This window comes from Ruegeria sp. YKSE079 (assembly GCF_059612845.1).
On sequence record NZ_JBXWRJ010000010.1, the window covers coordinates 82,264 to 106,494 of the forward strand.

Annotated in this window: 28 protein-coding genes; 15 read left to right on the top strand and 13 right to left on the bottom strand. The window is 58.5% G+C overall.

Features of this window, described 5'->3' with window-relative positions; translation table 11 throughout:
* Positions 1-2: 2 nt before the first annotated feature.
* The 8 genes from AC2FMY_RS11105 to AC2FMY_RS11140 all read right to left on the bottom strand — a co-directional run bounded on the left by AC2FMY_RS11105 (position 3) and on the right by AC2FMY_RS11140 (position 4,971).
* Positions 3-251 carry a hypothetical protein gene (locus AC2FMY_RS11105; RefSeq protein ID WP_496807389.1) on the bottom strand — a complete coding sequence of 83 codons (249 nt, stop codon included), beginning with the start codon at positions 249-251 and terminating at the stop codon, positions 3-5.
* Positions 252-268: 17 nt separating this feature from the next.
* On the bottom strand, positions 269-874 hold the full coding sequence (plsY, locus tag AC2FMY_RS11110; protein ID WP_480748660.1) for a glycerol-3-phosphate 1-O-acyltransferase PlsY: 606 nt from the start codon (positions 872-874) through the stop codon (positions 269-271).
* Positions 874-2,154 carry a dihydroorotase gene (pyrC, locus tag AC2FMY_RS11115; protein ID WP_496748353.1) on the bottom strand — a complete coding sequence of 427 codons (1,281 nt, stop codon included), beginning with the start codon at positions 2,152-2,154 and terminating at the stop codon, positions 874-876. Before pyrC ends, plsY begins: the two co-directional genes overlap by 1 nt.
* Entirely contained in the window at positions 2,151-2,555 is a 405-nt protein-coding gene (locus tag AC2FMY_RS11120; RefSeq protein ID WP_496748354.1) for a hypothetical protein, read from the bottom strand. Before AC2FMY_RS11120 ends, pyrC begins: the two co-directional genes overlap by 4 nt.
* Positions 2,556-2,605: 50 nt before the next feature.
* On the bottom strand, positions 2,606-2,995 hold the full coding sequence (locus tag AC2FMY_RS11125; RefSeq protein ID WP_496748355.1) for a hypothetical protein: 390 nt from the start codon (positions 2,993-2,995) through the stop codon (positions 2,606-2,608).
* On the bottom strand, positions 2,980-3,504 hold the full coding sequence (locus tag AC2FMY_RS11130) for a hypothetical protein (RefSeq protein WP_496748356.1): 525 nt from the start codon (positions 3,502-3,504) through the stop codon (positions 2,980-2,982). The genes AC2FMY_RS11125 and AC2FMY_RS11130 overlap by 16 nt, the downstream gene beginning before the upstream one ends.
* A complete protein-coding gene (locus AC2FMY_RS11135; RefSeq protein ID WP_480748665.1) occupies positions 3,501-4,436 on the bottom strand; it encodes an aspartate carbamoyltransferase catalytic subunit in 936 nt (311 codons plus the stop codon). Before AC2FMY_RS11135 ends, AC2FMY_RS11130 begins: the two co-directional genes overlap by 4 nt.
* A gap of 406 nt (positions 4,437-4,842) precedes the next feature.
* On the bottom strand, positions 4,843-4,971 hold the full coding sequence (locus tag AC2FMY_RS11140; RefSeq protein WP_496807390.1) for a hypothetical protein: 129 nt from the start codon (positions 4,969-4,971) through the stop codon (positions 4,843-4,845).
* A gap of 239 nt (positions 4,972-5,210) precedes the next feature.
* Between AC2FMY_RS11140 and AC2FMY_RS11145 the strand changes: the two genes are divergently transcribed.
* The 6 genes from AC2FMY_RS11145 (at position 5,211) to AC2FMY_RS11170 (ending at position 12,704) form a co-directional block, all read left to right on the top strand.
* Complete coding sequence (locus tag AC2FMY_RS11145) at positions 5,211-5,978, top strand: uracil-DNA glycosylase (RefSeq protein ID WP_496807391.1); 768 nt, start codon at positions 5,211-5,213, stop codon at positions 5,976-5,978.
* A complete protein-coding gene (locus tag AC2FMY_RS11150; protein ID WP_480748667.1) occupies positions 5,975-6,571 on the top strand; it encodes a metallophosphoesterase family protein in 597 nt (198 codons plus the stop codon). The genes AC2FMY_RS11145 and AC2FMY_RS11150 overlap by 4 nt, the downstream gene beginning before the upstream one ends.
* Entirely contained in the window at positions 6,568-7,188 is a 621-nt protein-coding gene (locus AC2FMY_RS11155; RefSeq protein WP_496748312.1) for a LysE family translocator, read from the top strand. Before AC2FMY_RS11150 ends, AC2FMY_RS11155 begins: the two co-directional genes overlap by 4 nt.
* A 4-nt stretch (positions 7,189-7,192) precedes the next feature.
* A complete protein-coding gene (gene moaB, locus AC2FMY_RS11160; RefSeq protein ID WP_496807392.1) occupies positions 7,193-7,735 on the top strand; it encodes a molybdenum cofactor biosynthesis protein B in 543 nt (180 codons plus the stop codon).
* Between the two features lie 107 nt (positions 7,736-7,842).
* Entirely contained in the window at positions 7,843-9,297 is a 1,455-nt protein-coding gene (locus AC2FMY_RS11165; RefSeq protein ID WP_496748310.1) for an efflux RND transporter periplasmic adaptor subunit, read from the top strand.
* A 5-nt stretch (positions 9,298-9,302) separates the two neighbouring features.
* Positions 9,303-12,704, top strand: a complete 3,402-nt coding sequence (locus tag AC2FMY_RS11170; RefSeq protein WP_496807393.1) for an efflux RND transporter permease subunit — start codon at positions 9,303-9,305, stop codon at positions 12,702-12,704.
* A 9-nt stretch (positions 12,705-12,713) separates the two neighbouring features.
* On the opposite strand, the gene AC2FMY_RS11175 is transcribed toward AC2FMY_RS11170, so the two are convergent.
* Complete coding sequence (locus AC2FMY_RS11175; protein WP_480748672.1) at positions 12,714-13,139, bottom strand: NUDIX hydrolase; 426 nt, start codon at positions 13,137-13,139, stop codon at positions 12,714-12,716.
* Positions 13,140-13,142: 3 nt separating this feature from the next.
* The gene (locus AC2FMY_RS11180) at positions 13,143-13,955 is read right to left on the bottom strand and encodes a protein-disulfide reductase DsbD domain-containing protein (protein ID WP_480748673.1); all 813 of its coding nucleotides are present in this window, start codon (positions 13,953-13,955) and stop codon (positions 13,143-13,145) included.
* Between the two features lie 145 nt (positions 13,956-14,100).
* On the opposite strand from AC2FMY_RS11180, the gene AC2FMY_RS11185 reads away from it, so the two are divergent.
* On the top strand, positions 14,101-14,655 hold the full coding sequence (locus tag AC2FMY_RS11185) for a YqgE/AlgH family protein (protein WP_480748674.1): 555 nt from the start codon (positions 14,101-14,103) through the stop codon (positions 14,653-14,655).
* Here the strand turns inward: AC2FMY_RS11185 and AC2FMY_RS11190 are convergent, their stop codons facing one another.
* Complete coding sequence (locus AC2FMY_RS11190) at positions 14,656-15,606, bottom strand: L-threonylcarbamoyladenylate synthase (protein WP_496748308.1); 951 nt, start codon at positions 15,604-15,606, stop codon at positions 14,656-14,658.
* Positions 15,607-15,743: 137 nt separating this feature from the next.
* On the opposite strand from AC2FMY_RS11190, the gene AC2FMY_RS11195 reads away from it, so the two are divergent.
* The 7 genes from AC2FMY_RS11195 (at position 15,744) to AC2FMY_RS11225 (ending at position 22,240) form a co-directional block, all read left to right on the top strand.
* A complete protein-coding gene (locus tag AC2FMY_RS11195; RefSeq protein ID WP_496807394.1) occupies positions 15,744-17,447 on the top strand; it encodes an acyl-CoA dehydrogenase in 1,704 nt (567 codons plus the stop codon).
* A 23-nt stretch (positions 17,448-17,470) separates the two neighbouring features.
* Positions 17,471-18,493 carry an MBL fold metallo-hydrolase gene (locus AC2FMY_RS11200; RefSeq protein ID WP_496807395.1) on the top strand — a complete coding sequence of 341 codons (1,023 nt, stop codon included), beginning with the start codon at positions 17,471-17,473 and terminating at the stop codon, positions 18,491-18,493.
* Between the two features lie 3 nt (positions 18,494-18,496).
* The gene (locus tag AC2FMY_RS11205) at positions 18,497-18,949 is read left to right on the top strand and encodes a DUF6173 family protein (protein ID WP_496807396.1); all 453 of its coding nucleotides are present in this window, start codon (positions 18,497-18,499) and stop codon (positions 18,947-18,949) included.
* Between the two features lie 61 nt (positions 18,950-19,010).
* On the top strand, positions 19,011-20,849 hold the full coding sequence (locus tag AC2FMY_RS11210) for a glycerophosphodiester phosphodiesterase family protein (RefSeq protein ID WP_496807397.1): 1,839 nt from the start codon (positions 19,011-19,013) through the stop codon (positions 20,847-20,849).
* Entirely contained in the window at positions 20,836-21,396 is a 561-nt protein-coding gene (locus AC2FMY_RS11215) for a hypothetical protein (protein ID WP_480748680.1), read from the top strand. The genes AC2FMY_RS11210 and AC2FMY_RS11215 overlap by 14 nt, the downstream gene beginning before the upstream one ends.
* Positions 21,397-21,459: 63 nt before the next feature.
* Positions 21,460-21,594, top strand: a complete 135-nt coding sequence (locus AC2FMY_RS11220; protein ID WP_480748681.1) for an aa3-type cytochrome c oxidase subunit IV — start codon at positions 21,460-21,462, stop codon at positions 21,592-21,594.
* 16 nt (positions 21,595-21,610) lie between these two features.
* Entirely contained in the window at positions 21,611-22,240 is a 630-nt protein-coding gene (locus tag AC2FMY_RS11225) for a hypothetical protein (RefSeq protein ID WP_480748682.1), read from the top strand.
* A 3-nt stretch (positions 22,241-22,243) separates the two neighbouring features.
* Here AC2FMY_RS11225 and AC2FMY_RS11230 read toward each other — a convergent pair whose 3' ends face one another.
* Positions 22,244-22,576 carry an AzlD domain-containing protein gene (locus AC2FMY_RS11230; protein ID WP_480748683.1) on the bottom strand — a complete coding sequence of 111 codons (333 nt, stop codon included), beginning with the start codon at positions 22,574-22,576 and terminating at the stop codon, positions 22,244-22,246.
* Positions 22,573-23,289, bottom strand: a complete 717-nt coding sequence (locus AC2FMY_RS11235; RefSeq protein WP_480748684.1) for an AzlC family ABC transporter permease — start codon at positions 23,287-23,289, stop codon at positions 22,573-22,575. The genes AC2FMY_RS11230 and AC2FMY_RS11235 overlap by 4 nt, the downstream gene beginning before the upstream one ends.
* Here AC2FMY_RS11235 and AC2FMY_RS11240 point away from each other — a divergent pair.
* The gene (locus tag AC2FMY_RS11240) at positions 23,288-24,226 is read left to right on the top strand and encodes a formate dehydrogenase accessory sulfurtransferase FdhD (protein ID WP_480748685.1); all 939 of its coding nucleotides are present in this window, start codon (positions 23,288-23,290) and stop codon (positions 24,224-24,226) included. The genes AC2FMY_RS11235 and AC2FMY_RS11240 overlap by 2 nt on opposite strands.
* Positions 24,227-24,231: the final 5 nt, after the last annotated feature.

The window sequence follows — 24,231 nt, forward strand, 5'->3', positions numbered from 1 at the left end:
GATCAACGACTTGGAACCAGACCGACCACAAAGTCCACGACTTTCTTTTCGGGCATTTCACAAGGGCGCAGAAGGGTCTTGCCGTTTGACAAGATGTAAAGGTTCAAGCTGATATAGTCGGTGCCGCCTAACTCGTGAGCGACAAGCTTGTGCGATCGTTTCCCAGCCAGTTCGGTCCGACTGGCGATATATCTGCGGCCCTGCGACTTTCCCTGAAAACTGCCCGAAGGTAACGCAAAGAAGGCGTCCAAAAATACCTGCGGCGCTTTCAAGAGCGTCCGATCTTCGGTTCGGTCCCGGCCTTGATGCGAGAGATATTTGCTGAATGGCGCCAAAAGATAAGCAACGTCAGGAGAATTCCCAGCAAAAAAGCAGTCCCGTGGTCGAGGACCAGCAGCCAAATCGTCGACGAAGCCGCAGCGGCAAGCGCGCCCATTGATGAAATACGTGTCACCAGTGCAGCGACAAGCCAGGTCAGGCAGCAGGCAAGTCCCACTGGCCAGGCAAGTGCCAGCCAAATACCCAAAAAGGTCGCCACCCCCTTGCCACCCTTGAAGCCAAGCCAGATCGGGAAACAATGCCCAACAAAGGCGCTCAATGCGGCAAGCTGTGCCGCGTCCTCTCCCGTAATGGCGCGGGCCAGCAAAACAGCGGCGGCGCCTTTTCCGGCATCGAACAGCAATGTCAACGCGGCAGCAGCCTTGTTGCCTGTGCGCAGGACGTTGGTGGCACCGATATTGCCCGATCCGATCTGACGCAGGTTTCCAAGCCCCATGATCTTGGCCACGATCATGCCGAAAGGAATGGACCCCAATCCGTATCCAATCACAGCCCAGATCAGGAGTTGGGCCATAGTGTTTTCGATGGGCGGCATTACGCTCTCCGGTAAACTTCTTTGCCTGCGACATAGGTTGCCGCAACCCTACCTTGCAAACGCTGGCCGTCAAACGGAGTATTTTGCGATTTCGATTTGAGGGTGAAACGATCGAGCACAAATGGCACATCCGGATCGAACAACACCAAATCCGCGGGTGCACCTTTGGAAAGCCTGCCGCATTCCAACCCCAGCCGTTTTGCCGGGTTCAACGCCATGGCGCGGAATAACGTCGACAGATCAAGTTGTCCGGCGTGGTAGAGGCGCAGCGCAGCGGGCAACAGAGTTTCAAGCGCGACCGCACCCGAGGCGGCCTCTTCGAAGGGCAGACGTTTGCTCTCCTCGTCCTGCGGAGTGTGCATCGAACTGATAATGTCGATCAGCCCTGTCCGTACGGCCTCTATCACGGCTTGCCGGTCGTCTTCCGAGCGCAACGGCGGCTTGATCTTGAAGAAGGTGCGATAGTCGGCCACGTCCAATTCGTTCAGGGTCAGATGGTGGATCGAGGTTCCGGCGGTGATGTCCAGCCCGTTGCGTTTGGCCCGTTCCAGCGCGGGCAGGGCGCGGGCGGTGGTGATCTGGTCGGCATGATAGGCCGCCCCGGTCATCTCCAGCAGAGCAATGTCACGGTCCAGCCCCATACGTTCTGCCATCGGCGAGACCGAGGGCAGGCCATATAGCGTGGCAATTTTGCCGCTGGTCGCGGCGGCGCCATTGCTCAGGCCCGGTTCCTGCGGATGGGCGATAACCAGTGCGCCGCATGAACGTGCATAGGTCAGCGCGCGCGAGAAAACCTTGGTGTTGGCGACCACATGATCGCAATCGGTGAAAGCGACCGCACCGGCATCCAAGAGAAACCCGATTTCGGTCATTTCGCGGCCCTCGCGGCCTTTGGTGAGCGCAGCCATCGGCAGAACGTTCACCGGCGTATCTGCCTGTGCCCGTCGCGTAACGAATTCCAGCGTCTCCGGCGTGTCGATGGCGGGTGTCGTATCCGGGCGTGTGATGATCGTGGTCACGCCGCCCGCCGCCGCCGCCTGGCCGGCGGACCTGTAGCTCTCCTTGTGCCGCTCCCCCGGTTCGCAAACCTTGACACCAATATCGACGATACCGGGCGCGAGGCATTTGCCGCCGCAATCTACGGTCTGCCCATCAGAACTCGGCGCGTTCCCTTCACCGCGGGCGATGATCCTGCCATCGGCTACCTGCAGCCAGCCGGTCGAGTCTGTCTTGGCCTCCGGGTCGATCAGGCGGGCATTGGTGAAGAGAATAGAAGTCATTGTGTGGCCTCTCGGGCTTGGTTCAATGCCTGAAATGCGGCATCCGGATCGGATAGATGATCGAAGGAGAAATAAGGGTGGCGACTGAACAAAACCGCTCGCCGTGCAATTCGGAAGTTCAGGAAACGGTCAATTTTCAAAGCTTTAGACTTGAGGTCTTTATTGAGCAGTCTCGCATTTTCCGAGGTAACGACATAAACTTTTTGCGCACGAACGTAACGATCTGCATAAAGCAGAAACCCAAATCCTATCGTGCAACAAGAAGTCATCCAAAAATCTCTGGCGGTTGCAAAGATCCAAGGGCTTGCCAGCCAAACGAAGGCAATCAGACCAATTCCGGCCTTGTAGACCCAGCCGACCCGGGGCGGGAAAAAACCCTGATCCGGTTTTCCGATCCACAAAATCTCTTCTGTCTCGGGAATTTTGTCGCGCCACCATTCATCCCTCCCACTCACTGGATTGCCCTTTCGATGGCGGCCTTGGTGGCGGCAGGATCCGCCTGATACTTGATCAGATGCTTGTCGCCGTTTCGGGTGACGATCTGAACGAAGCTGCCCAAGGTGCGCACGGTTTCGATCTGGTTGAGCGTCATCCTGCGCTGACCGGGTCCGACGAGGGCGCCGTCCCGGATTTCCCAGTTGGTGGCCAATTCCTCGGAGGCCAGATACCAGGCGCGCACGACGACTGCGGCCAGCCCGGCTGGCGCGCCGGTCCAGATATAGGGGTTGCCGATCAGCCAAAGAACCGCCATTGCTGCAGCCATGGCAAAGGCGGCAAGCCACGCATTGGTGCGGATATAGGCCTGTTTGTCAGCGGGAAAGCGGGTCACCTCACCAGCCACAGAACACCTCCGACAATGAGAGCCATGATCACGGCGAACAGCGCAAATCCGATCCGCCGGGCTTGGGCACGGGCCTGACGGGGTGGGACGCGCGGCGCGGAGTAGGGTTTTGCACTTTCGGTTTCGATGGGTTGCCCGGCCCAGTTCGTGGTCGCTTCAGTGAAAAGTCCAGCCAGTTGCACCCTTTGGTCAGGGTTCAATACAGTAGCGCGCCCATTGAACGCCTTGCTGCGTATAACCATGACCCAACCTGCGAGCGCATCAAGTTTTACCCGATCAAGCTGGCCGTCGGAAATGCCGCAACCCTCGGTCAGGTATCCATAGAGGCCTAGTTCCGCCAGATCGGAAACGGGGAATACCTCGATCTGTGAATGGTCCAAGCCTTGTATGTTCAGAACCTGTTCCGCCGCGCCCGGTTCACGCAAAAACCGTGCCTCTTCGGCACGCATGTCGAGCGTGAACAAACGTAAAACGCCTCGTTCGCTTGGGGCGACGGTCAATCCACTCATGCGGCCTCGCGCAAATTGCGGGCCAAAAGCTCCATCGCGGCCATGCGGACGGCGACACCCATTTCCACCTGCTCCTGAATAACCGAGCGATTGATGTCGTCCGCCAGTGTGCCGTCGATCTCGACGCCCCGGTTCATCGGGCCCGGATGCATCACTATGGCGTCCGGTTTCGCGAGCGAGAGTTTATCTGCATCAAGGCCGTAGCGGTGATAGTACTCTCTCTCGGATGGGATGAACCCGCCATCCATCCGCTCTTTCTGAAGCCGCAACATCATCACGACGTCCACGTCCTGAAGGCCTTCGCGCATGTCATCATACACCTCGGCGCCGAATTCGGCGAAATGGCCGGGAACCAGTGTCGGCGGACCGATCAAGCGGATGCGGTTTTCCATCTTGCCCAGCAGAATCAAGTTCGAGCGTGCCACGCGGGAATGAGCAATATCACCGCAAATTGCCACGTTCAGCCGGTGGAGCCGCCCCTTGGCGCGGCGGATGGTCAAAGCATCGAGCAGCGCCTGCGTCGGATGCTCGTGCCGTCCGTCGCCTGCGTTCAAAACAGCGCAGTTGACCTTCTGCGACAACAGGTCCACCGCGCCGGAATGCGGATGCCGCACCACCAGCAGATCGGGATGCATCGCGTTCAGGGTCATCGCCGTGTCGATCAGTGTTTCCCCCTTCTTGATCGAACTGGCTTGCATCGCCATGTTCATCACATCCGCGCCCAGCCGCTTTCCCGCCAGTTCGAAGCTGGCCTGCGTTCGTGTGGAGTTTTCAAAGAACATGTTGATCTGCGTCAGGCCCGCCAGAACATCGGCGCGTTTGGCCGATTGGCGGTTAAGCTCTACGTATTTCTCAGCCAGATCCAGAATGGCGGTGATGTCAGCGGGTGAAAGCTGTTCGATGCCAAGAAGGTGACGATGGGCGAAACTCATGGGGCGAACTCCGATCAGACATTCGGGCCGCTTATAGAAAGGACGCGCCGGTCGGGCAACATGATCTAACGGTCCTTCGCGTTTTCCTTTTGCGGCAGTTCCTCGCAGCCTCCATCCTGGGTGCAAGCAAAGCCCGGTTTGCACCATTTCCCATAGCCGCAATCAATGGCGCGAACCGGGACGCAACCTTGATGAGCCGAGCACTTGAAACCGGGGCGGCATTGCGACCCGGTTTCCGGGCACAAGAACCAATCCGGACGAGAGCAGCCACCATTCGGCAAACAGGTCGATCCGCCGGGGCACACGCGACCATCCTTGCACGTATTGCCTGACGGTGCTTGAAGTTTCGGTTCCTCCTGGCGCACGCATTCCCCAGTAGCAGTACAGATCATTCCCGGCCCGCAAGTCAGGCCGGAGGTGCACTTGCCAGATCCTTTCGGAGCGCACCGCGTTCCACCCGCGACGCATTCTTCAAACGGCCCGCAGGAACGACCGCCGCCGCAATATGTGCCGCCAGAGGGGATGCAGTGACCATCCCAACTGCATCTTTCGGAAAGGTTGCAACAATTCGATTGGCCGCACTGCAATTTCCCTGCCGGACATTGATTGTGGAAGTTGGCGAGTGCCGATTGGTTACTCGCGAGAACGAGAGCAATTATCGACACGAAGAGCAGCGATTTAATATACATGATAAACAATTAGTTTGGTGTGTCTTGAGCAGATGACAAGGGCAATTCGCTTTCCCTCTTCGTTCAAGCGGTTAGATTGATTGCTATGGAATCGGTACTGGATCATCACACGGCTCGCGCTCTGCTGGAATGGCAGATCGAGTTGGGCGCAACCGAAGCCATCGGAGATGATCCGGTGGACCGGTATGCTTTACCCGACACGACGGCACAGCCCAAGGCAACTGTTCCAACTCCAGAGGTCAACGTAAAACCGAAGGATGCCGATGCGACCGAGGTTGCGCAAATATCGGCGCGAAGTGCAAACTCATTGCCAGAGTTGCGCGCGGCAATGGATGCATTTGATCTGTGCGAATTGAAACGCGGGGCACGGCAACTGGTCTTTGCAGACGGAACACCAGGCGCGCGCGTCATGATCATTGGCGAAGCTCCGGGGCGTGATGAAGACCGGGAGGGCCGCCCATTTGTAGGACGCGCGGGTCATTTGCTGGACCGGATGCTGGCAGCGATCGAACTAGACCGCAGCAAGAACGTATATATCACCAACGTTTTGCCGTGGCGGCCTCCGCAAAACCGCGATCCTAAACCAGACGAGATTGGAATGATGAAACCGTTTCTCGAGCGGCATGTCGCATTGGCAAAGCCAGCGGTTCTGGTGCTAATGGGAAATATCAGCTGTCAGGCGGTACTGGGAAAGCGCGGTATAACCCGGTTGAGAGGGCAGTGGGAACAAGCAATGAACCTGCCGGTCATACCGATGTTTCACCCTGCATATCTGCTTCGCCAGCCTCATATGAAAAGGCAGGCCTGGGCGGATCTTCTGGTGCTCAAGGAACGGCTTGAGGAAGCGAAATGAAAATTCTTGCGTTCTCTGACCTTCATATGGCGCGGACGCGAGCCGCCGATTTAGTGGTGGCCAGTAACGATGCTGATCTGGTGATCGGCGCCGGGGACTACTGCAATATGCGGCATGGGCTGGATGAAGCGATGGAGATGCTTTCCAGAATATCAGCCCCTCTGGTTCTGGTGCCGGGAAACGCGGAAAGTGCGGAAGAATTGGACACAGCCGCTCACGAAGGCGCGCACGTATTGCACGGCCACGGAATGACCGTGGATGGGGTGCGCATGTTCGGGCTGGGTTATGGCGTACCGGTCACACCCTTTGGCGACTGGTCTTGCGATCTGACCGAGGCTGAAGCGACAGAGTTGTTGGACCGCTGCAAGGATACCGATATCCTCATCACCCATTCCCCGCCAAAAGGGATCGGGGACAAAACCTCGCAAGGGGTGTCGGTGGGATCGGTTGCGGTGCGCAATGCGATCGAACGCATTCAGCCCTCATTGGCTTTTTGTGGGCATATCCACGACAGTTGGGGCGCTCGCGGAAAAATGGGTCGGACCGAAATTGCCAATCTCGGCCCGACTATCAATTGGTTTTCACTGAAATGATCGACCCAGTTGTTTTTTGGACATTCGTTCCGGCGGCGCTGGCGCTGAACCTGACGCCTGGGGCGGACATGATGTTTTGCTTGGGGCAGGGTCTGCGTTCAGGTCCTCGCGCTGCGGCGGCTGCAAGCGCTGGGATTTCGACCGGTTCGATGGTGCACGTCACGCTGGCCGGGCTAGGGTTGGGGGCGGTTGTCGAGGCGGCACCGGTTCTGTTCGACGCCATCCGCTGGCTTGGCGTTTCTTATTTGCTTTGGCTCGCCTGGGGCGCCATACGATCTGGAACGGTATCGCCGGACATTGCGACAAGGCCTGCCAACCATTCTTTTCGCGACGGTTTAATGGTGAATCTGACAAACCCCAAGGTTATCCTGTTTGTTCTTGCTTTCATCCCGCAATTTGTGAACCCGAATGCCGGATCAATCCTGCCACAGTTTTTGATCTTTGGCATGGTCCTTGCGTTCGGGGGGTTTTTCATCAACGCCGGAGTTGGTTTCTTTGCGGGCGCGATGCGCCGGAAGCTAACGAACAACCCTGCGATTTCACGCGTATTGGGCTGGGTTTCAGGGTGCCTGTTCGCGGCCCTCGCCCTACGCTTGGCTATCCTGGAAAGGTCCTGATCCGATGTCCCGCATCGACGAAAGCAAAGATTTCATTCCTGTCCGCATTGCGGTTCTCACCGTTTCTGACACCAGATCCATCGAGGAGGACCGATCGGGCAAGACACTTGTCGATCGCATTGAGAAGGCCGGGCATGTAGTGGTCGACCGGAAAATTCTGAAAGACGAAAGAACCGAGATTGCGGAGCAACTGCGCGTATGGGTGGCCGACCCCGGAATTGACGTTGTGATCTCGACCGGCGGCACTGGATTGACCGGGCGAGACGTGACCGTCGAGGCGCACAGGGACGTGTACGAGAAGGAGATCGAGGCCTTCGGCACCGTCTTCACGATGATTTCGATAGAAAAGATCGGTACATCGGCCGTGCAATCCCGCGCCACTGGCGGAGTGGCGGGTGGAACCTATCTGTTTGCCCTGCCGGGCAGTCCTGGCGCCTGCAAGGATGGTTGGGACGGGATACTGGAAAAGCAGCTCGATTACCGCCACATGCCATGCAATTTCGTCGAGATCATGCCGCGATTGGACGAACACAAGCGACGGAAGTAGACTGGTCATACGTTTCACTGCCTGTAAACGCTTTGTGGCTTGGCATTTTTTGCAGTCCGGCTACTTACTTGTGAGGGCACTTAGAAATGATCGGAGCAATGTGACCGATGCGATTCTTGCGGCAAAGCCTTATTGGGGTATTTTTGGCCTCGATGACGCTTGCCCTACTGTTATATGCGGCGCAATTGGTCACTGGCGCAGTACAGGACTTCGTAAACAAGGAAAACCCGGCTCCGCCGTCGCGTGAACGAATCTTTGCGGTCAACGTCGTGACTGCCGAACTGGAAACGGTGACTCCTTATCTGGACGTTTTTGGCGAAGTACAAAGCCGACGTCGGCTCGAATTGCGGGCTGCAACCGGAGGCAGGGTGATCTGGTTGTCGGAAAACTTCGAAGAGGGCGGCGCGGTATCTGCAGGGCAGGTTCTGGTTGAATTGGATCCTGCTGACGCGCAATCGGCTTTGGATCGTGCCGAATCGGATCTTCTGGATGCTCAGGTTGAAGAACGAGACGCCGAAAGATCACTGGTTTTGGCACGGGATGAATTGAAGGCAGCGGCGGAACAGTCCGCTTTGCGCGACCGTGCGCTTCAGCGTCAGCGCGATCTCGAAGAACGTGGGTTTGGTTCTGCCACGGCAGTTGAGACTGCAGAACTGGCAGCGGTATCGGCGCGTCAGGCCACCCTCGCCCGCAGGATCGCAGTAGCGCAAGCTGAGGCGCGGGTCGACCAGACGGAAACGCGACTGGCCCGCGCCCGCATTGCGCTTGATGCCGTAAAACGCGACCTTGACGATATGACGGTGCGCGCACGTTACGATGGGACTCTCAGTGGTGTGACATTAGTAGAAGGACGACTGGTGTCGGCCAATGAAAAGCTGGCCGAATTGGTTGACCCCTATGCTTTGGAAGTCGCCTTTCGGGTGTCGACTGCGCAATATGTACGATTGCTTGATGCAAAAGGTGTTCTGATCGAAGCCCCCGTGACCGTTTCGCTGGAGGTCACCGGAACCGATCTCACGGCAACTGGCAGGATCAGCCGAGACAGCGGCTCGGCCGGAGAGGGGCAGTCCGGACGCCTTATCTTTGCCCGCCTTGACGAGGCCCCCGGATTCAAACCCGGAGATTTCGTGACGGTATCGGTACAGGAAAACCCTGTTGAACAGGTAGCACGTCTTCCGGCTTCGGCACTGGACGCGTCGGGTACTGTGCTGGTGCTTGGTCGTGACGAACGTCTCGAAACACTCCCGGTGCAATTGGTGCGCCGCCAAAAGGACGAAGTGCTGGTGCGAGGCGAAGGGCTGGAGGGGCGCGAGGTTGTTATTGGCAGGACACCTTTGCTCGGAAAGGGCGTGCGGGTGCGTCCGTTGCGGACAGAGGCCAGCACCGCGCTTGATCCGGGCATGGTTGAACTGACCGACGAGCGCCGGGCGCTCTTGGTCGCCGCGGTCGAAGCAAATGACCGTCTTGCTCCTGACGACAAGGCACGGGTCCTGAATCAATTGGCCGAAGCACGCGTACCCGCACAGCTGGTGCATCGTATCGAAGCGCGGTCCGGGGGATAAGTTCGATGATCCGCGAAATCCCCAGCGCAGCCGGTGGAGTTATCAGCTATTTCACGCGTCATCGCACAATCGCAAACCTGCTTTTGATCATCATGTTGGTGATGGGGGCCGCCGCGATTCCGAATATGCGGGCTCAATTTTTCCCTGATGTCATCACGGAGCAGGTCGAGGTCACAGTCGAATGGGAAGGAGCCGGGCCTGAAGATGTAGACAACGCCATCGTGCAAGTTTTGGAACCTGCCCTGTTGGCGGTGGATGGGGTGCAGAGCTCGGAATCCAGATCGCGAGAAGGTGATGCGAGGATTGAGCTGGAATTCGAACCGGGTTGGGATATGTCGCGCGCCGTTGATGAGGTCCAAACCATCATCGACGGTGTAACCAACCTGCCCGAAGATGCCGAAGAGCCAAGCGTCCGGCGTGGCGGGTGGCGCGACAGGGTCACGGATGTCGTCGTTACTGGCCCAGTGGACACGGGGCGGCTGGCGCTATTCACCGACGAACTGATCACCCGCCTCTTCAAGGCCGGTGTTACGCGCACCACGATCCGGGGAATTGCGGCGCCGCGTATCGTGGTCGAGGTGCCGACAGCGCAATTGATTGCCAACGACATCAGCATGGCCGAAATTGCAGCGGCCATCGCTGCCGAGGTTGATGCGAATCCTGCAGGAGACGTGAGTGGGGCGAATGCCCGGATTCGAACCGGTATCGAAAAACGCACGCCTGAAGAGATCCGTGGCATCGCCTTGCGCACATTTGCGGATGGCTCCACGCTGACAATCGAGGACGTGGCCGACGTGCGGATCGAGGGTGTGACACGCAATCGCAGCTACTATGTGGGCGAACATCCGGCCATGTCCGTCCGCGTGGATCGATCCGATCGCGGTGATGCCATTGCGATCCAGCGCACTGTCGAAGAAGTCGTGACCCAGATGCAGGCCAGTCTTCCGGATGGGGTTACGGTCGAATTGATCCGAACCCGCGCCCAGGCAATAACGGATCGCCTCAACATTCTGGTCGACAATGGCCTCATGGGATTGGCCCTTGTAGTGTGCCTGCTGTTTTTGTTTCTCAACGCCCGTATCGCGTTCTGGGTGGCAGCCGGTATTCCAGTTGCGATGTTTGCGGCCATTTCATTCATGTATTTGGCTGGATTGTCGCTCAACATGGTGTCGCTGTTCGGCCTGATCATTACGCTCGGCATTGTTGTGGATGATGCGATTGTGGTTGGTGAACACGCGGATTTTCGGGCGCGTCGGTTGGGTGAAATTCCGGTTACCGCCTCTGAACGCGCTGCTTCTTGTATGGCGATGCCGGTCTTTGCCGCCACGGTAACCACCGTTATCGCCTTCTTCGGCCTGACGGCTATCGGTGGTCGGTTCGGTGAGTTGATATATGACATTCCCTTTACCGTGATCGCGGTGTTGCTGGCGTCCCTGATCGAATGCTTCCTGATCCTGCCGAACCACTTGTCCCATGCGATCGCTCACTCTGCGAAAGAGCACTGGTATGATCTGCCCAACCGTGTCGTCAACCGGGGCTTTCGATGGGTGCGCGACCACCTCTTCCGCCCGCTGATCGCGTGGGTCATCTGGGCGCGATACGTTGTTTTGGCCGGAGTGGTGGTCGTCCTGGCGAGCCAGCTTGCCCTGTTCATTCGGGGCGACGTGAACTGGCGGTTTTTCAACGCGCCCGAACGGGGTTCCGTTACTGGCAACTTCATCATGGTCGAAGGTGCCACGCGTGCAGATACGTTTGCCATGATGCGAGAATTACAGCGTGCAACCGAAGAGCTTGGGAAGATCTACGAGGAGCGGCACGGGCGAAATCCAATAGACTATGTTCTGGCAGAGGTCGGGGGCAACGCGGGATGGGGCCTGTCTGCTGCCGAAGGCAAAGACATTGATCTGCTGGGTGGAATTTCGATCGAGTTGATCGACGCTGATCTTCGTCCCTATTCCAGCTTTGAATTTGTCGGAGAGTTGCAGGATTTCGTGAACCGCCACCCGATGACCGAGTTTTTGACTTTCCGGGGCTACCGGTCGGGGCCTGCCGGCGATGCAATCGATGTGCAGTTCTCCGGGTCAGAGGTCGGAACGCTCAAGGCCGCTTCAGAAGATTTGCAAGCGGCCCTGATGAGATACTCCGAAGTTTCGGCGTTGGAGGACAACCTTGCCTATGACAAGGAAGAATTTATTCTGGATTTGACGCCCCGAGGGCAGGCGCTTGGTTTTACCATTGAAACCCTTGGGCGCGCTTTGCGAAACCGTCTTAACGGGATCGAGGCGGCCACTTTCCCGGATGGGCCGCGCAGCGCCGAGATACGTGTGGAACTTCCAAAGGACGAACTGACCGCCGATTTTCTGGAGCACACGCTCATGCGCACACCAATGGGTGTATATGTTCCGCTGGCTGATGTGGTCTCGGTGCGGCGCGAAGTCGGGTTCTCAACCGTACGTCGTGAAAACGGGCTGCGCGTCATTTCAGTGATCGGCGATATTGCCGAAGATGACCCGGCCCGCGCGGCAGAAATCGCAGCCGCGCTCGAAAACGAGATCCTGCCCAAAATTGCCAGCGAACGTCAGGTCGAATGGCGCATGGCCGGATTGAGCGAGCAGGAGGACGAGTTTCTCAAGGAAGCGCGCACCGGTCTGATCCTGTGTTTGACAGGAATTTATCTTGTGCTGGCATGGGTGTTCGCGAGTTGGACCCGACCATTGGTGGTAATGGCAATCATACCTTTCGGATTGGTGGGAACGATCTGGGGGCACTACATTTGGGAGGTGCCGCTCTCCATGTTCACTGTTGTCGGATTGCTCGGGATGATAGGTATCATCATCAACGACTCAATCGTTCTGGTGACGACGATTGATGAATATCAGCGGGACAGGGGGCTGATTCCGTCGATCATCGACGGAGCGGCGGATCGTCTTCGTCCGGTCATGTTGACCACTATGACGACGGTTCTGGGTCTTGCGCCCTTGCTTTACGAGCAATCCCAGCAGGCGCAGTTTCTAAAACCCACGGTGATCACGCTAGTATACGGGCTGGGGTTCGGTATGATGCTTGTTCTGTTCGTTGTTCCAGCGCTTCTCGCGATACAGCGCGATTTCGCCCGCCCGTTGATGGCGCTGCGCCGGGCTATTCGTGGTCCGGACCCTTTGGTGCGATCAACGGTGGCGGGCACAGGTGTTCTGATGCTGATCTGGATGGGTATCACAATGATATGGCCGCTTGTCTATAATGGCTTGCCCGGATTTCTGACCCAATTCGCACCAGTTCTGGAAACAGCAAGCCTCGCGCAGGCGGGCTTGGGATTATTTGTGCTCGGTGCGCTGATTATTCTGTTTGCCTCGGTGGTGATATCGGCGCTGCTATATCCACGGTTGGCGTCGCGAACCAAAACGTAATGACTGTGGCTAGTTACTCGCCCGCTCAAGTGCCGTAAGCAAAAGATCGGGAACCCGGGCGCTCATCGGCAAAGCGTTCCCACGAATTTTGTCGACAGGAAACCACCCGGCATCCATTGCGTCATCCCCGGCAACAGGTGCTCCACTGATATAATGGCACGTAACCGCGACAAGCAGATAGTGGCTGACGACATTCCCGCAGTCATCGCGCCGCAGCAAATCCAGGTTATCGAGGTACTGCACCGGTTCAGCAATGACACCGGCCTCCTCCTGCAATTCCCGTGCTGCAGCCTGCATCACCGTCTCACCCCATTCCACATGGCCGCCGGGAAAACCCCACAGGCCGGCGTCCGGTTGTTTGCCGCGCTGCACCAAAAGAACGTGACCGTCATGAATGACGACAGCCAACGCTCCGATGGAGGGTGTCCGGCTCATGTTCTAGCCAGCTGTGCAACCCTGAATATCGACCGCATGATTGGACCCAAGCACCGTGATCCGGATTTCCGAGCGGTCCAGCGCAAAAGCGGACGAAGAGTTGCTGATGAGTTCGGAACTAGCGACCAGTTTGTTTCCCTGTCGCGTCGTTTGCGTTTCCGATGTCCAAAGCGACGGATCGCCCGACTCAATAACTGCGACCTCTTCCCCGCCCGCCGGGGGCATGGCGATGTGCGCTTCTATCCGCATTCCGTTCTGAGTCGGCTTCAGGTGGCAGCTGGCCGACTGTACACCTGCTTCACGCTCGGAATAGGGTCGCTGGGCCATCGCAGCGGCAATGGCTGGATTGCGCCCGGCTGTCCCTGACAGCGTATGATCAAAGCCAAGGTTGCCGGGAACACAGACGTCCTTGCAAACGCCGAAATCCATCTCACCCCTCAGTCGTACGGGCTGACCTGGTTTGGCGGGGGTAATCTCGACCGGCAGTACCAATTGGTCCTTGTACCCGATTGACCGCAGCCCGTTCTGATCGAATACGTGCGGGGTTGGCCAGGTAATCGAAATCTCGCCGATATTGTCCGACCCGTTCCAGTTGAACTGGGGCGGAATGCCTGCATCGCCCGGCGCGCGCCAATATGTTTTCCATCCCTCGGCAAGTGTCAGCCGAATAGCCCCCAGATAGGTGCCATTCTTTGTTGACCCACCATCCAGGATTTCAAGCCTCACCACATCATCAAGCCCGCCTGCCAAAGCAGGCATTGCGAACGAAATACAGGCGGTCAGGGCGCAGGACGCCAGTTTTTTCAACTTCAACATAGTGAATACATGCGCTTTGAATCGGGAAATGCCAAGTCACGTTCAGGTCAGGAATGTGAAATCTGAGAAAATTGGTGCCCCATACCTTGCAAACCGCGGTGCAGGAGGGCCATTGTTTAAAGATAAGCATTGAAAGAGTGTTCGCATGGATCTAACCGGAAAACTGTTGATCGCGATGCCTGGTATGGGGGATCCGCGCTTCGATCATTCGGTGATTTATCTTTGCAGCCATAGCGACGACGGGGCGATGGGACTGATCGTCAACAAGCCCGCCGATCTTCGAATCAAGGCGCTCCTGTCGCAGTTGAACATTGCCTGCGAAATCCCGGTTGTGGGTGAACGGCTCGTGCGGTTTGGCGGGCCGGTAGAAACGTCTCGCGGTTTCGTGCTGCACAGCTCGGACTACGAGGCGAACCTGCACTCAATGCCGGTAAAGAGCGGGTTCAGCATGACTGCCACCCTGGATATTCTCGAAGACATCGCTGCCGGACGAGGCCCTGCAGAGGCGATGCTGATGCTGGGGTATTCCGGCTGGGGCCCCGGACAATTGGAAGACGAGATTTCCATGAACGGCTGGCTAACCACCGATGCCTCGCCCGAGCTGGTTTTTCAAGTGGCCGATGATGAGAAATGGGAGGCCGCTCTGGCGACACTTGGCGTCGATCCGCTGACACTTTCCGCCAGTGCGGGTCACGCCTGATCAGGTTAGCCTGGGTGCAGCGGCGCGGCGCAGGCGATCGTTGATCGCTGCACCCAGGCCGGTTTCCGGAATGCGCGTGACGGCAATCGGGCGACCGGTTTCGTTCAACTGGTGCAAGGCCGAAAACAGGTTGGCTGCGGCTTCCGACAAATTGCCTGTCTTCGAAAGGTTCAAGTCGCATTCGACGGGTCCAAAGCCCAGCAGGATTTCGTCCCCGCGCCTGGTGCGCACATTCAACCGAACCGGTGCGTCCGGGGCATAGTGCGACAACAGTTGGCCCGGCGCGGAAACTGCACCGCCTGTCTCGTAGTGTTGCAAAGGTGCTTCAAGACACGCCTCGATCTGCTCCGCCGCTATTCCTCCGGGGCGCAATAGCGTCGGGTCCCCTGCCAGCCCTACAATGGTCGATTCCAATCCCACACCACAGGGGCCGTCGTCCAGCACCGCGGCGATCCTTCCGTCAAGGCCAAAGCGCACGTGCTGTGCTGTGGTCGGGCTGATGCGCCCCGATGGGTTGGCCGAGGGCGCGGCGACCGGACCGTCGAATGCAGTCAATAGCGCGCGCGCCGTCGCATGGGCCGGGACGCGAACCGCCAAGGTATCCAGCCCGGCAGTCACGAGCGAGGAAACTCCATGCCCCGGTCGCAGCGGCAATACCAGTGTCAACGGACCGGGCCAGAAGGCATCGGCCAACTTCTGCGCCTCATCGCTCCATTCAACATAACGCCGCGCGGCTTCGATTGACGCCACGTGGGCGATCAGGGGGTTGAAGCTGGGCCGGCCTTTGGCAGCATAGATGGCCGCGACGGCTTCTCCGTTCGAGGCGTCGCCCCCCAATCCATAGACCGTTTCCGTGGGAAACGCGACTAGTTGTCCGTCCCGCAGCAACTCTGCGGCGCGGTTTAGCCCCGCAAGATCGGCGGTCAGGTATTCGGTGACGCAGGAGTTCATAGGCAGTGACGCGGCGTTTTGGTTGCTTGCAAGATCATGTTGGTTAGGTAATCGATCAAGCTCCGATGCTTACCGACGCCAGCAGCGGAATCCAAGCCCGCGCTTGTGAAAGCCGAGAATAACCTCCGAGGAAAGCCATGCCCTATCGCGCCCCCACCTCCGATTATGAGTTCCTGTTCGATCACGTGGTCGGCTTTGATCAGGTGGCGGCGAGTGATTTGTTTGCCGAAGCCAGCCGGGATGTTGTCAGCGCCATTCTGACCGAGGCCGGCAAAATGTGCGAAGAGGTCATGTCACCGTTGCAACGCCCCGGTGATCTGGAACCTGCCCGGCTGGAAAACGGCGTGCTGCGCACCACTCCCGGTTATGCGGACGGATGGAAGGCGATTTCTGATGGTGGTTGGATCGGGATGAGTAGCGATCCGGAGCATGGCGGCATGGGCCTGCCGACAACTATAGCGACCGCCGTCAACGAAATGATGAGCGCTGCCTGCCTGTCGCTGCAGCTGGCTCCGTTGATGAGCCAGGGCCAGATCGAAGCACTGGAGCATCATGCAAGCGACGAAATCAAGGCACTATATCTGCCCAAGCTGATATCGGGCGAATGGTCGGGAACAATGAACCTGACCGAAGCGCAGGCAGGCTCGGATGTCGGGGCGCTGTCATCCAAGGCCGAACCCAACGGCGATGGAACCTATGCTGTCAGCGGACAAAAGATATTCATCTCGTGGGGCGACAACGATTTTTGTGACAACGTGTGCCATCTGGTTCTCGCGCGCCTGCCAGAAGGCATGCCCGGAACCAAGGGGATTTCGCTGTTCCTGGTGCCCAAGTTCATACCGGATGAAAACGGAGACCCCGGCGTTGCAAACAGCCTCAAGGTCGTATCGCTGGAACACAAGCTGGGCCTGCATGGCTCTCCCACCTGTGTGATGCAATACGACCGGGCGACGGGATGGCTCGTCGGCGCGGAACATGGTGGTATGGCGGCGATGTTCACCATGATGAACAATGCCCGGCTTGGTGTCGGCGGTCAGGGCGTCGGTGTAGCCGAGGGGGCCTATCAGCATTCCTTGGCCTATGCGTTGGAGCGTAAACAGGGCAGGACGCCTTCGGGGACGATCATAGACCATGCGGATGTGCGCCGGATGCTGATGGAGATGCGTGCCGACGTATTTGCGTCTCGTGCGATCCTGCTAGCAAACGCCGTCGCAATCGACATGGCCAAGGCCACCGGAGATGCGGAATGGACAGTGCGGGCTGCGTTGCTGACGCCCATTGCCAAGGTTTTTGGCACTGAAACTGGAATACGAGTGGCCGAGACCGGAGTACAGGTACATGGCGGCATGGGTTTTATCGAGGAAACTGGCGCGGCTCAGTATTACCGAGACGTGCGCGTGACCGCGATCTACGAGGGTACGAACGGTATTCAAGCGATGGACCTGGTCGGTCGCAAAATGATGGACGGCGGCGAGGCGGCCTCGAAGTTGCTGGATGAAATCGAGGCGCAGGCCGAAGCCGCACGCGCCAGGTTGCCCGAACTGGCTGGGCCGGTTTGGGAAGCCACTGAATCTTTGCGTGAGGCGACCGAATGGTTTGTTGGCCAGGACGATATGACTGAACGCTTTGCCGGGGCTTTACCATATTTGCGTGCTTTTGCCCGAGTTCTGGGCGCGCATTATCACCTGTCGGCGGCTTTGGCCGATCCTGACGGGCCACGCGCCAAACTGGCCCGCTTCTATATCAATGTACTGCTGCCGGAACACACGGGTCTGTTGGTACAGGCACAAAATGGTTCGACCGACCTCTATGCGCTCAGCGCTGACGATTTGGCCGCCTGATGGATGGGGCGCAGTCGCCTGTCATGCAGTATCCTTGGGTAGAACCACCCCGAAGCGGAGAGGCCATCGAAGTGGCCGAAGGTGTCTTGTGGATGCGCCTGCCGCTTCCGATGAAGCTGGATCACGTCAATGTCTATGCACTGGATGACGGCGATGGCTGGACAATCATCGATACCGGGTTCTCTTCGAAAAAGACGCGCGGCATTTGGGAACAAATGATGGCCGGGCCGCTTGTTGGCAAGCCGGTGCGGCGCGTCGTAGTCACGCACCACCATCCCGATCATGTAGGTAACGCAGGATGGTTCCAATCCGTCCATGGGGCCGAGCTTGTCACGACGCGAACGGCCTGGTTGTTCGCGCGGATGCTGACGCTTGACGTGCAGGAAAGCTGGCCCAAGGAAACGCTCGACTACTACCGTAGCGCGGGGATGGCGCCGGAGGTGCTGGAAAAGCGCATGTCCGAGCGGCCATTCAACTTTGCCGACATGGTTTATCCGATGCCGCTTGGGTTCACGCGTATTCGGCAGGGCGAAGTTTTCCGCATGGGCGGTCGCAATTGGGACGTTCACATGGGCAACGGTCACGCCCCTGAACACGCGACATTCTGGAGCCGAGACGACAACCTGGTGATTACCGGCGATCAGATTCTCAGCTCGATCAGTCCCAATATAGGCGTCTATGCGACCGAACCTCTGGCTGATCCGGTGGCCGAGTGGCTGGAGGCGTGCGAGCGGCTGCAACCGCTGGCGCGACCGGACCACCTGACGCTGGGTGGTCACAAGCTGCCCTTCACCGGGTTGCCCACACGGATGCGGCAACTGATTGACAACCATCATGGGGCGCTGAAACGCCTGCTGCAGCACCTGGACACACCAAAGCCGGCCTCAGATTGCTTTGTTCCACTGTTCAAGCGAAACATCGGAGAGGGCGAATATGGGTTGGCTTTGGTCGAAGCGGTTGCGCATGTGAACCATCTCTACCACATTGGTGCGGTGACCCGGACGCGCCGCGCGGACGGGGCCTGGCTGTACCAACGCAACGGGTGAGAGATGGACGACAAGATCGAAACTTCTGCCGAGGCCGCCGAAGCCATGGCAATACCGCGTTGCCATGAGGTTCACGCCGACCCTGCTGCGGGTAATGGTCCCAAAGAATTGCCAAAGCCGCTACAGAAACCGATTGAGACCAAAAGTCCGGCGCAGTGGGCGTATGAGCGGTTGATCCTGTATATCCAGAATTTCGAAAAGCAGCTCGACAACAGTCAAGAGGTTGCAATGGGTTTTACCGGGGGCGATGCAGGTGTCCTGCGGATCGAGGGGATGGGTTATTTTGACCCCGATATCGTAACGTTCTATGGGTCCGATGCCACCGGGGCCAAAACCCAGCTTGTCCAGCATGTCAGTCAACTGAACGTGATGCTGCGGGCAATGCCCAAGACGGTCGAGGATGAACCGGCCCAACGCATCGGGTTCCGTCTGGCCGCAGATCTCGAAGGCGACTGACTTTTCTTGCTTTTCATCTGCCCACGTCGTTGAATGACTGCATTGTTCAGGAGTTCGACGCGTGACGCATTTTACAACAGTAACAAACGCATATCGGGTGTCATGGTCTCGCCGGCGGATTTTTGTGCCGCTTTACCTGGTTCTGCGCCTCATGACGCTGGCGGTGATTGCGCCGGCTTTGGCAATTGCCGTCAACCTTGCGGTTCTTCTCTCGGATCAGGCAGCCCTGACGGATCAGGACATTGCGATGTTCATCCTGTCCCCTGTCGGGTTTGTCGTTACGCTGGCCGTACTCAGCCTGTTTCTCGTGGCCGAGGTTCTGGGGTTCTCTGTCATGGCTGCGTGTTTGCGTATGAACGAAACCGACCTGTGGAATGCAGGGCGCTCGGCGCTGACACTTGTCGCCGCACGATTGCCTGGCCTGCTGGAATTCGCTGCGCGGTTCGTTCTGCGCGTGCTGCTTTTGGTTCTGCCGTTTGCTGCTGTCAGTGGGTTGATCGCTTGGTGGACGCTTACGGAATACGACATCAATTATTACCTGACTTTCCATCCGCCAGCTTTCTGGGTCGCGGTGGTACTAATTGGTGCGGTTCTGCTGGTCATGGCGTGGATTTTGATCTGGCGCCTGTCTGCCTGGGCCCTGTCGCTGCACTTGGTACTGTTTGAAAAGATCGCTCCGAAAGCGGCATTCGACGAAAGTGCGACACGGATGGCGGGGCATCAGGGCCGACTCAAGATCAAGCTGGTCTTGTGGCTGGCCGTGCGGATTGTGTTTGCAGCTATCATTGGCACAGTCGCAAGCGGTGTTCTTGGCCTCATTCCGCTGGACCAAGGTACGAACCTGCGCCTCGCTCTGACCATTTCTCTGGCCGTTGCAGGGCTGTGGTCCCTGGCAGGCTTGGTTTTGGCCGCGATCGCTTTGGGTGCTCTGGCCGCTCTGCTGGATGGGTTTTATGAGGGCGAAGTCAAGCTGCAGGTACCGGGAAAACAGGGTAGCATCAAAACCCGTTTGATCGCCCTTGTTGGCATCTCGGGTCTGGCGGTTCTGGCCGGATTCTGGCTGAGCAACGGCTTGCTGGCAAATGTTCAGGCCAATGATGCGGTTGACGTGATCGGCCACCGCGGGGCCGCTGCGTTGCGGCCGGAAAACACCATGGCGTCGGTGCTGAAGGCTATCGACGACGGCGCTGACTGGGTTGAAATCGACGTGCAGGAAACGGCCGACGGAGTCGTCGTTGTCGCGCATGACAGCGATTTCATGAAACTGGCGCAGACCGATCTGAAAGTCTGGGATGCCACCATGTCGGATCTGGACGATATTGATATTGGCAGCTGGTTTGACCCGGAATATGCCGAGGAGCGTACCCCCACCCTTCGCGATGTGCTGGCGGCGGCGCGTGGGAATTCCAAGGTCATCATCGAGTTGAAGTATTATGGCCATGACGAAGATCTGGAAAACCGGGTTGTACAAATTGTCGAAGACCTCGGCATGGAAGACGATGTGGCCACCATGTCGCTGAAATACCCTGCTGTACAGAAAATGCGCGCCTTGCGACCTGACTGGCGAACAGGCGTGTTGGCGGCGACGGCTGTCGGCAACCTTGCCGGGCTGGATGCCGATTTCGTTGCCGTGAATGCCAACATGGCTTCACCCGGGCTGATCCGGTCAGTCCACGAGGCCGGTAAGGATTTTTATGTCTGGACGATAAACGACCCGATCCAGATGTCGCAAATGGCATCGATGGGGGTCGATGGGCTGATCACCGACAAACCGGCCCTGGCGCGGCGGGTTCTGGAATTACGGTCCCAACTGGGCCCGGCGGAACGGCTGATGCTGTGGCTTGCGGGAGAACTGGGGATGGAGATCGAGACCGAGAAGATGCGCGATGACAGTCCCTAAGGTATCTGCGCTTTTGTGCTGTCTGGCGGTGCAAGCGGGCGCACAGGAACTGATCCGAACGATCGAGCTACCGGCACACCGCGCATTGATGCTGGCCCGGGAAACGGTAGAGCTGCGGCCATTCGAGACCGACGGATGTTCAGGTGGCATGTCCTCGGTCTGGGGATTTGCCGCCGATATCTTTCCCGAGTTTGCCCGAACCTACGAGGAGGCGCCGCCGTGGGAAGATTGCTGCGTCACCCATGACAGGGCCTATCACGATGCGGGTGGCGCCGATCAGGCCGAAGACAGCTTTGATGCCAGGCTTGCAGCGGATGCGGAGTTGCGGGCCTGTGTGCTGCAAAATGGCGAGGAGCAAGCCGAACAAATTGCTGAACGCCTGAAGTCCAACCCCGAACGGGTTCTGCTGGCGTATGACGCGATTTCCGAAGCTATGTATCTGGCGGTTCGTTTCGGGGGCGGTCCATGCACCGGTACGCCATGGCGCTGGGGATATGGCTATCCCGGCTGCACCCCATTTGATACTTTGTCCCCTGCGCGCGATTGACGTCGTGACACAGGCGAGCGAATCCACTATCCAACGGTAAACACGCGAATAGGAACTGAAAACATGGCTGAATACAAACACGGCGATATGGACATCAAGGTACAGACCGAAACCTTTAACGGATTCGTCAAGTTCATGGTTTGGACTGTTGCGGTCATTCTGTTCATTCTGCTTTTCCTGGCGGTCTTCGCTTCCTGATCGGGCAAATTCTATCATGCGTCGATTGGTGATCGCATGCGCTTTGCTGCTCGCGGCGTCCGCCTGCACGAAACAAAGCGCGCCGCAGGCGGATTTCGAGACTATTGCGGCCGTTCGCTATCGCGATCCGGGGCCGGCCAAGTTGACGTTGTTCACGATGGTGAACAACCGCACGGGTTCGGGTGGACATGCCTCGCTTATGATCAACGCGTCTGAGCGGGTGATTTTCGATCCGGCGGGATCGTTCCGCGCCGATCGTGTGCCCGAGCGTGACGACGTGCTCTATGGTATCACACCGGCGGTCGAAAAGGCTTATCGAGGATCGCATGCGCGATCGACCTTTCACGTGGTTATCCAGGAACTGGAAGTGACGCCGGAACAGGCCGAGGCGGCCTATCGGCTGGCGAAACAGATGGGGCCTGTGCCCGGGGCATTCTGTGCCAACTATACCGGGCGGCTGCTCAGGCAAGTGCCGGGTCTGGAGGGGATAAAGCCGGTTCTGCAACCGGTGAAACTGGCCGATCAGTTCGGTGATCTGCCGGGTGCCATCACCGAGCGCTACTATGAAAACGATGACGAAGATCTGCAAAAGGGCATCGCGGCGAATAACGCGCAACTCAACGCCCAGGCACCGGCACAGAACTGACGTTCAGCCAAGAAAATAAAGCAAACCATAAAGCGTGGCCGCGCCCGAAAAGATCGCGGCCAGCACGTTCTTGGTCAACAGACCAACGACAATTGCCATAGCGGCGGCACTCATCCGGGGCAGATCGGGCTGTCCATCCGTGGCCGAGGGCCAGACTACCAGCGGTGCAATGAGGGCTGGAAGAACCGCCACGGCGGTATAGCGCAAGTGGCGCAGCAGCCACTCGGGCATCGGCCGGTCGCCGACCAGCCCGATAAAGACGAACCGCAACGCAAAGCTGCCGACCGCAAGACCGGCGATCACGATCCACATGGTGGCGGGGTCGATCTGGGTCATGCCCGGGCCTCCCTGCGCTTCAGCATCACTTCGGCCTGTGCTCCGGCCATCATGCCGGTGCATCCGGCAATCAGCAGGCCGAGGTTGAAAGGGACCCAGACGGTCAGCAGCGAAACGGTGATCGCGACGAGGGCGGCGATGACATGGGGCAGGGTGCGCAGCATGGGGCCGACCATCGACAGGAAGGTGATCGGGAGCGCAAAATCAAGTGCCCAGCTTTCCGGGATCTGCGTGCCCAGAACCGCACCGAGGTAGGTGCACAGATACCAGAGCGGCGCAATTGGCGAAATTGTACCAAAAAAATAGGCCATCCTGTCCGAAATGTACAAATCAGGTTCCCGCTCGAACCGGACCATGCAGCAGGCATAGGACTGGTCGACGACGAAATACGCGGCACAGGCGCGCTGCCACAAAGGTGCCGCCCCGAGGTAGGGGGTCAGCGAGGCCGAGTACATTGCCACCCGCAGGTTCACCGCCAGCGCAGAGGCGAGCACGATCACGGTCGGCGCGTTGTCCTGCAGCAGTTGCAACGCGGCGAACTGGGCGGCCCCGGCAAACACGGTTGCGGTAAAGGTCATGGTCTGGACGATGTTCAGCCCGGCCTCGGTCGCGAACACACCGAACAGGGTGCCGAACGGGATGGCCACGAAGATGAAGGGGAAGCCATCGCGAAAACCCTTCCAGTAGTAGGAATTGGATGTGGTGAATGCCATGCCTAGATCCTATGGTGACCGCGACAGCAGTAACGGGCTTGGGAAAGGGTTGCAATTGGCCATTGAGACGGACCTGTCGGACTATATCATCGCCCCCGATCCCGAAGCGGAGCGGCTGACGCGCGCCGTCGAAGGCGTGGATCAGAATGGCGAGCTCAGCCGGATTTCGGTGGTCGAGGAGCGCCCGCTGACGATCTTTCTCAACGCGCAGGAAATCGTCACGGCGATGACCATCGGGGACTATCCCGAATACCTTGCGCTGGGCTTTCTGCGCAATCAGGGGATGCTGCGCCCCGATGACGAGATCGTGCGCGTCGATTATGACGACGAACTGGAAACCGTCGTGGTGCGTACGGCGCGGGAAACCTCGTATGAAGACAAGCTGAAGAAAAAGACCCGCACCAGCGGCTGTGCCGTGGGTACGGTGTTCGGCGACATGATGGAGGGGCTGGAGGGCGTGACGCTGCCGCAGGTGAGCGTGCGGACCTCTTGGCTGTATGAACTGGCGGCAAGGATAAACCGGACCCCGTCGCTGTATCTGGAGGCGGGGGCAATTCATGGCACCGTGCTGTGCCGCGAAAACCGGCCGCTGGTCTATATGGAGGACGTGGGCCGTCACAACGCGGTGGACAAGATCGCGGGCTGGATGCTGTCCGAGGGCGAGACGGCGGCGGACAAGATCCTTTACACAACCGGGCGGCTGACGTCCGAGATGGTGATCAAGACGGCGATGATGGGTATTCCGGTGCTGGCCTCGCGTTCCGGCTTTACCGCCTGGGGTGTCGAGATCGCGCGCGAGGTGGGCCTGACCCTGATCGGGCGTATGCGCGGACAGCGGTTCGTGTGTCTGTCGGGCGAGGACCGGTTGGTGCGGGATGTCGACCCGGCGACGGTGCCGCTCGAGGATAAGAAACATCGGCGCAAGAGTGCGGGGTGATTTCC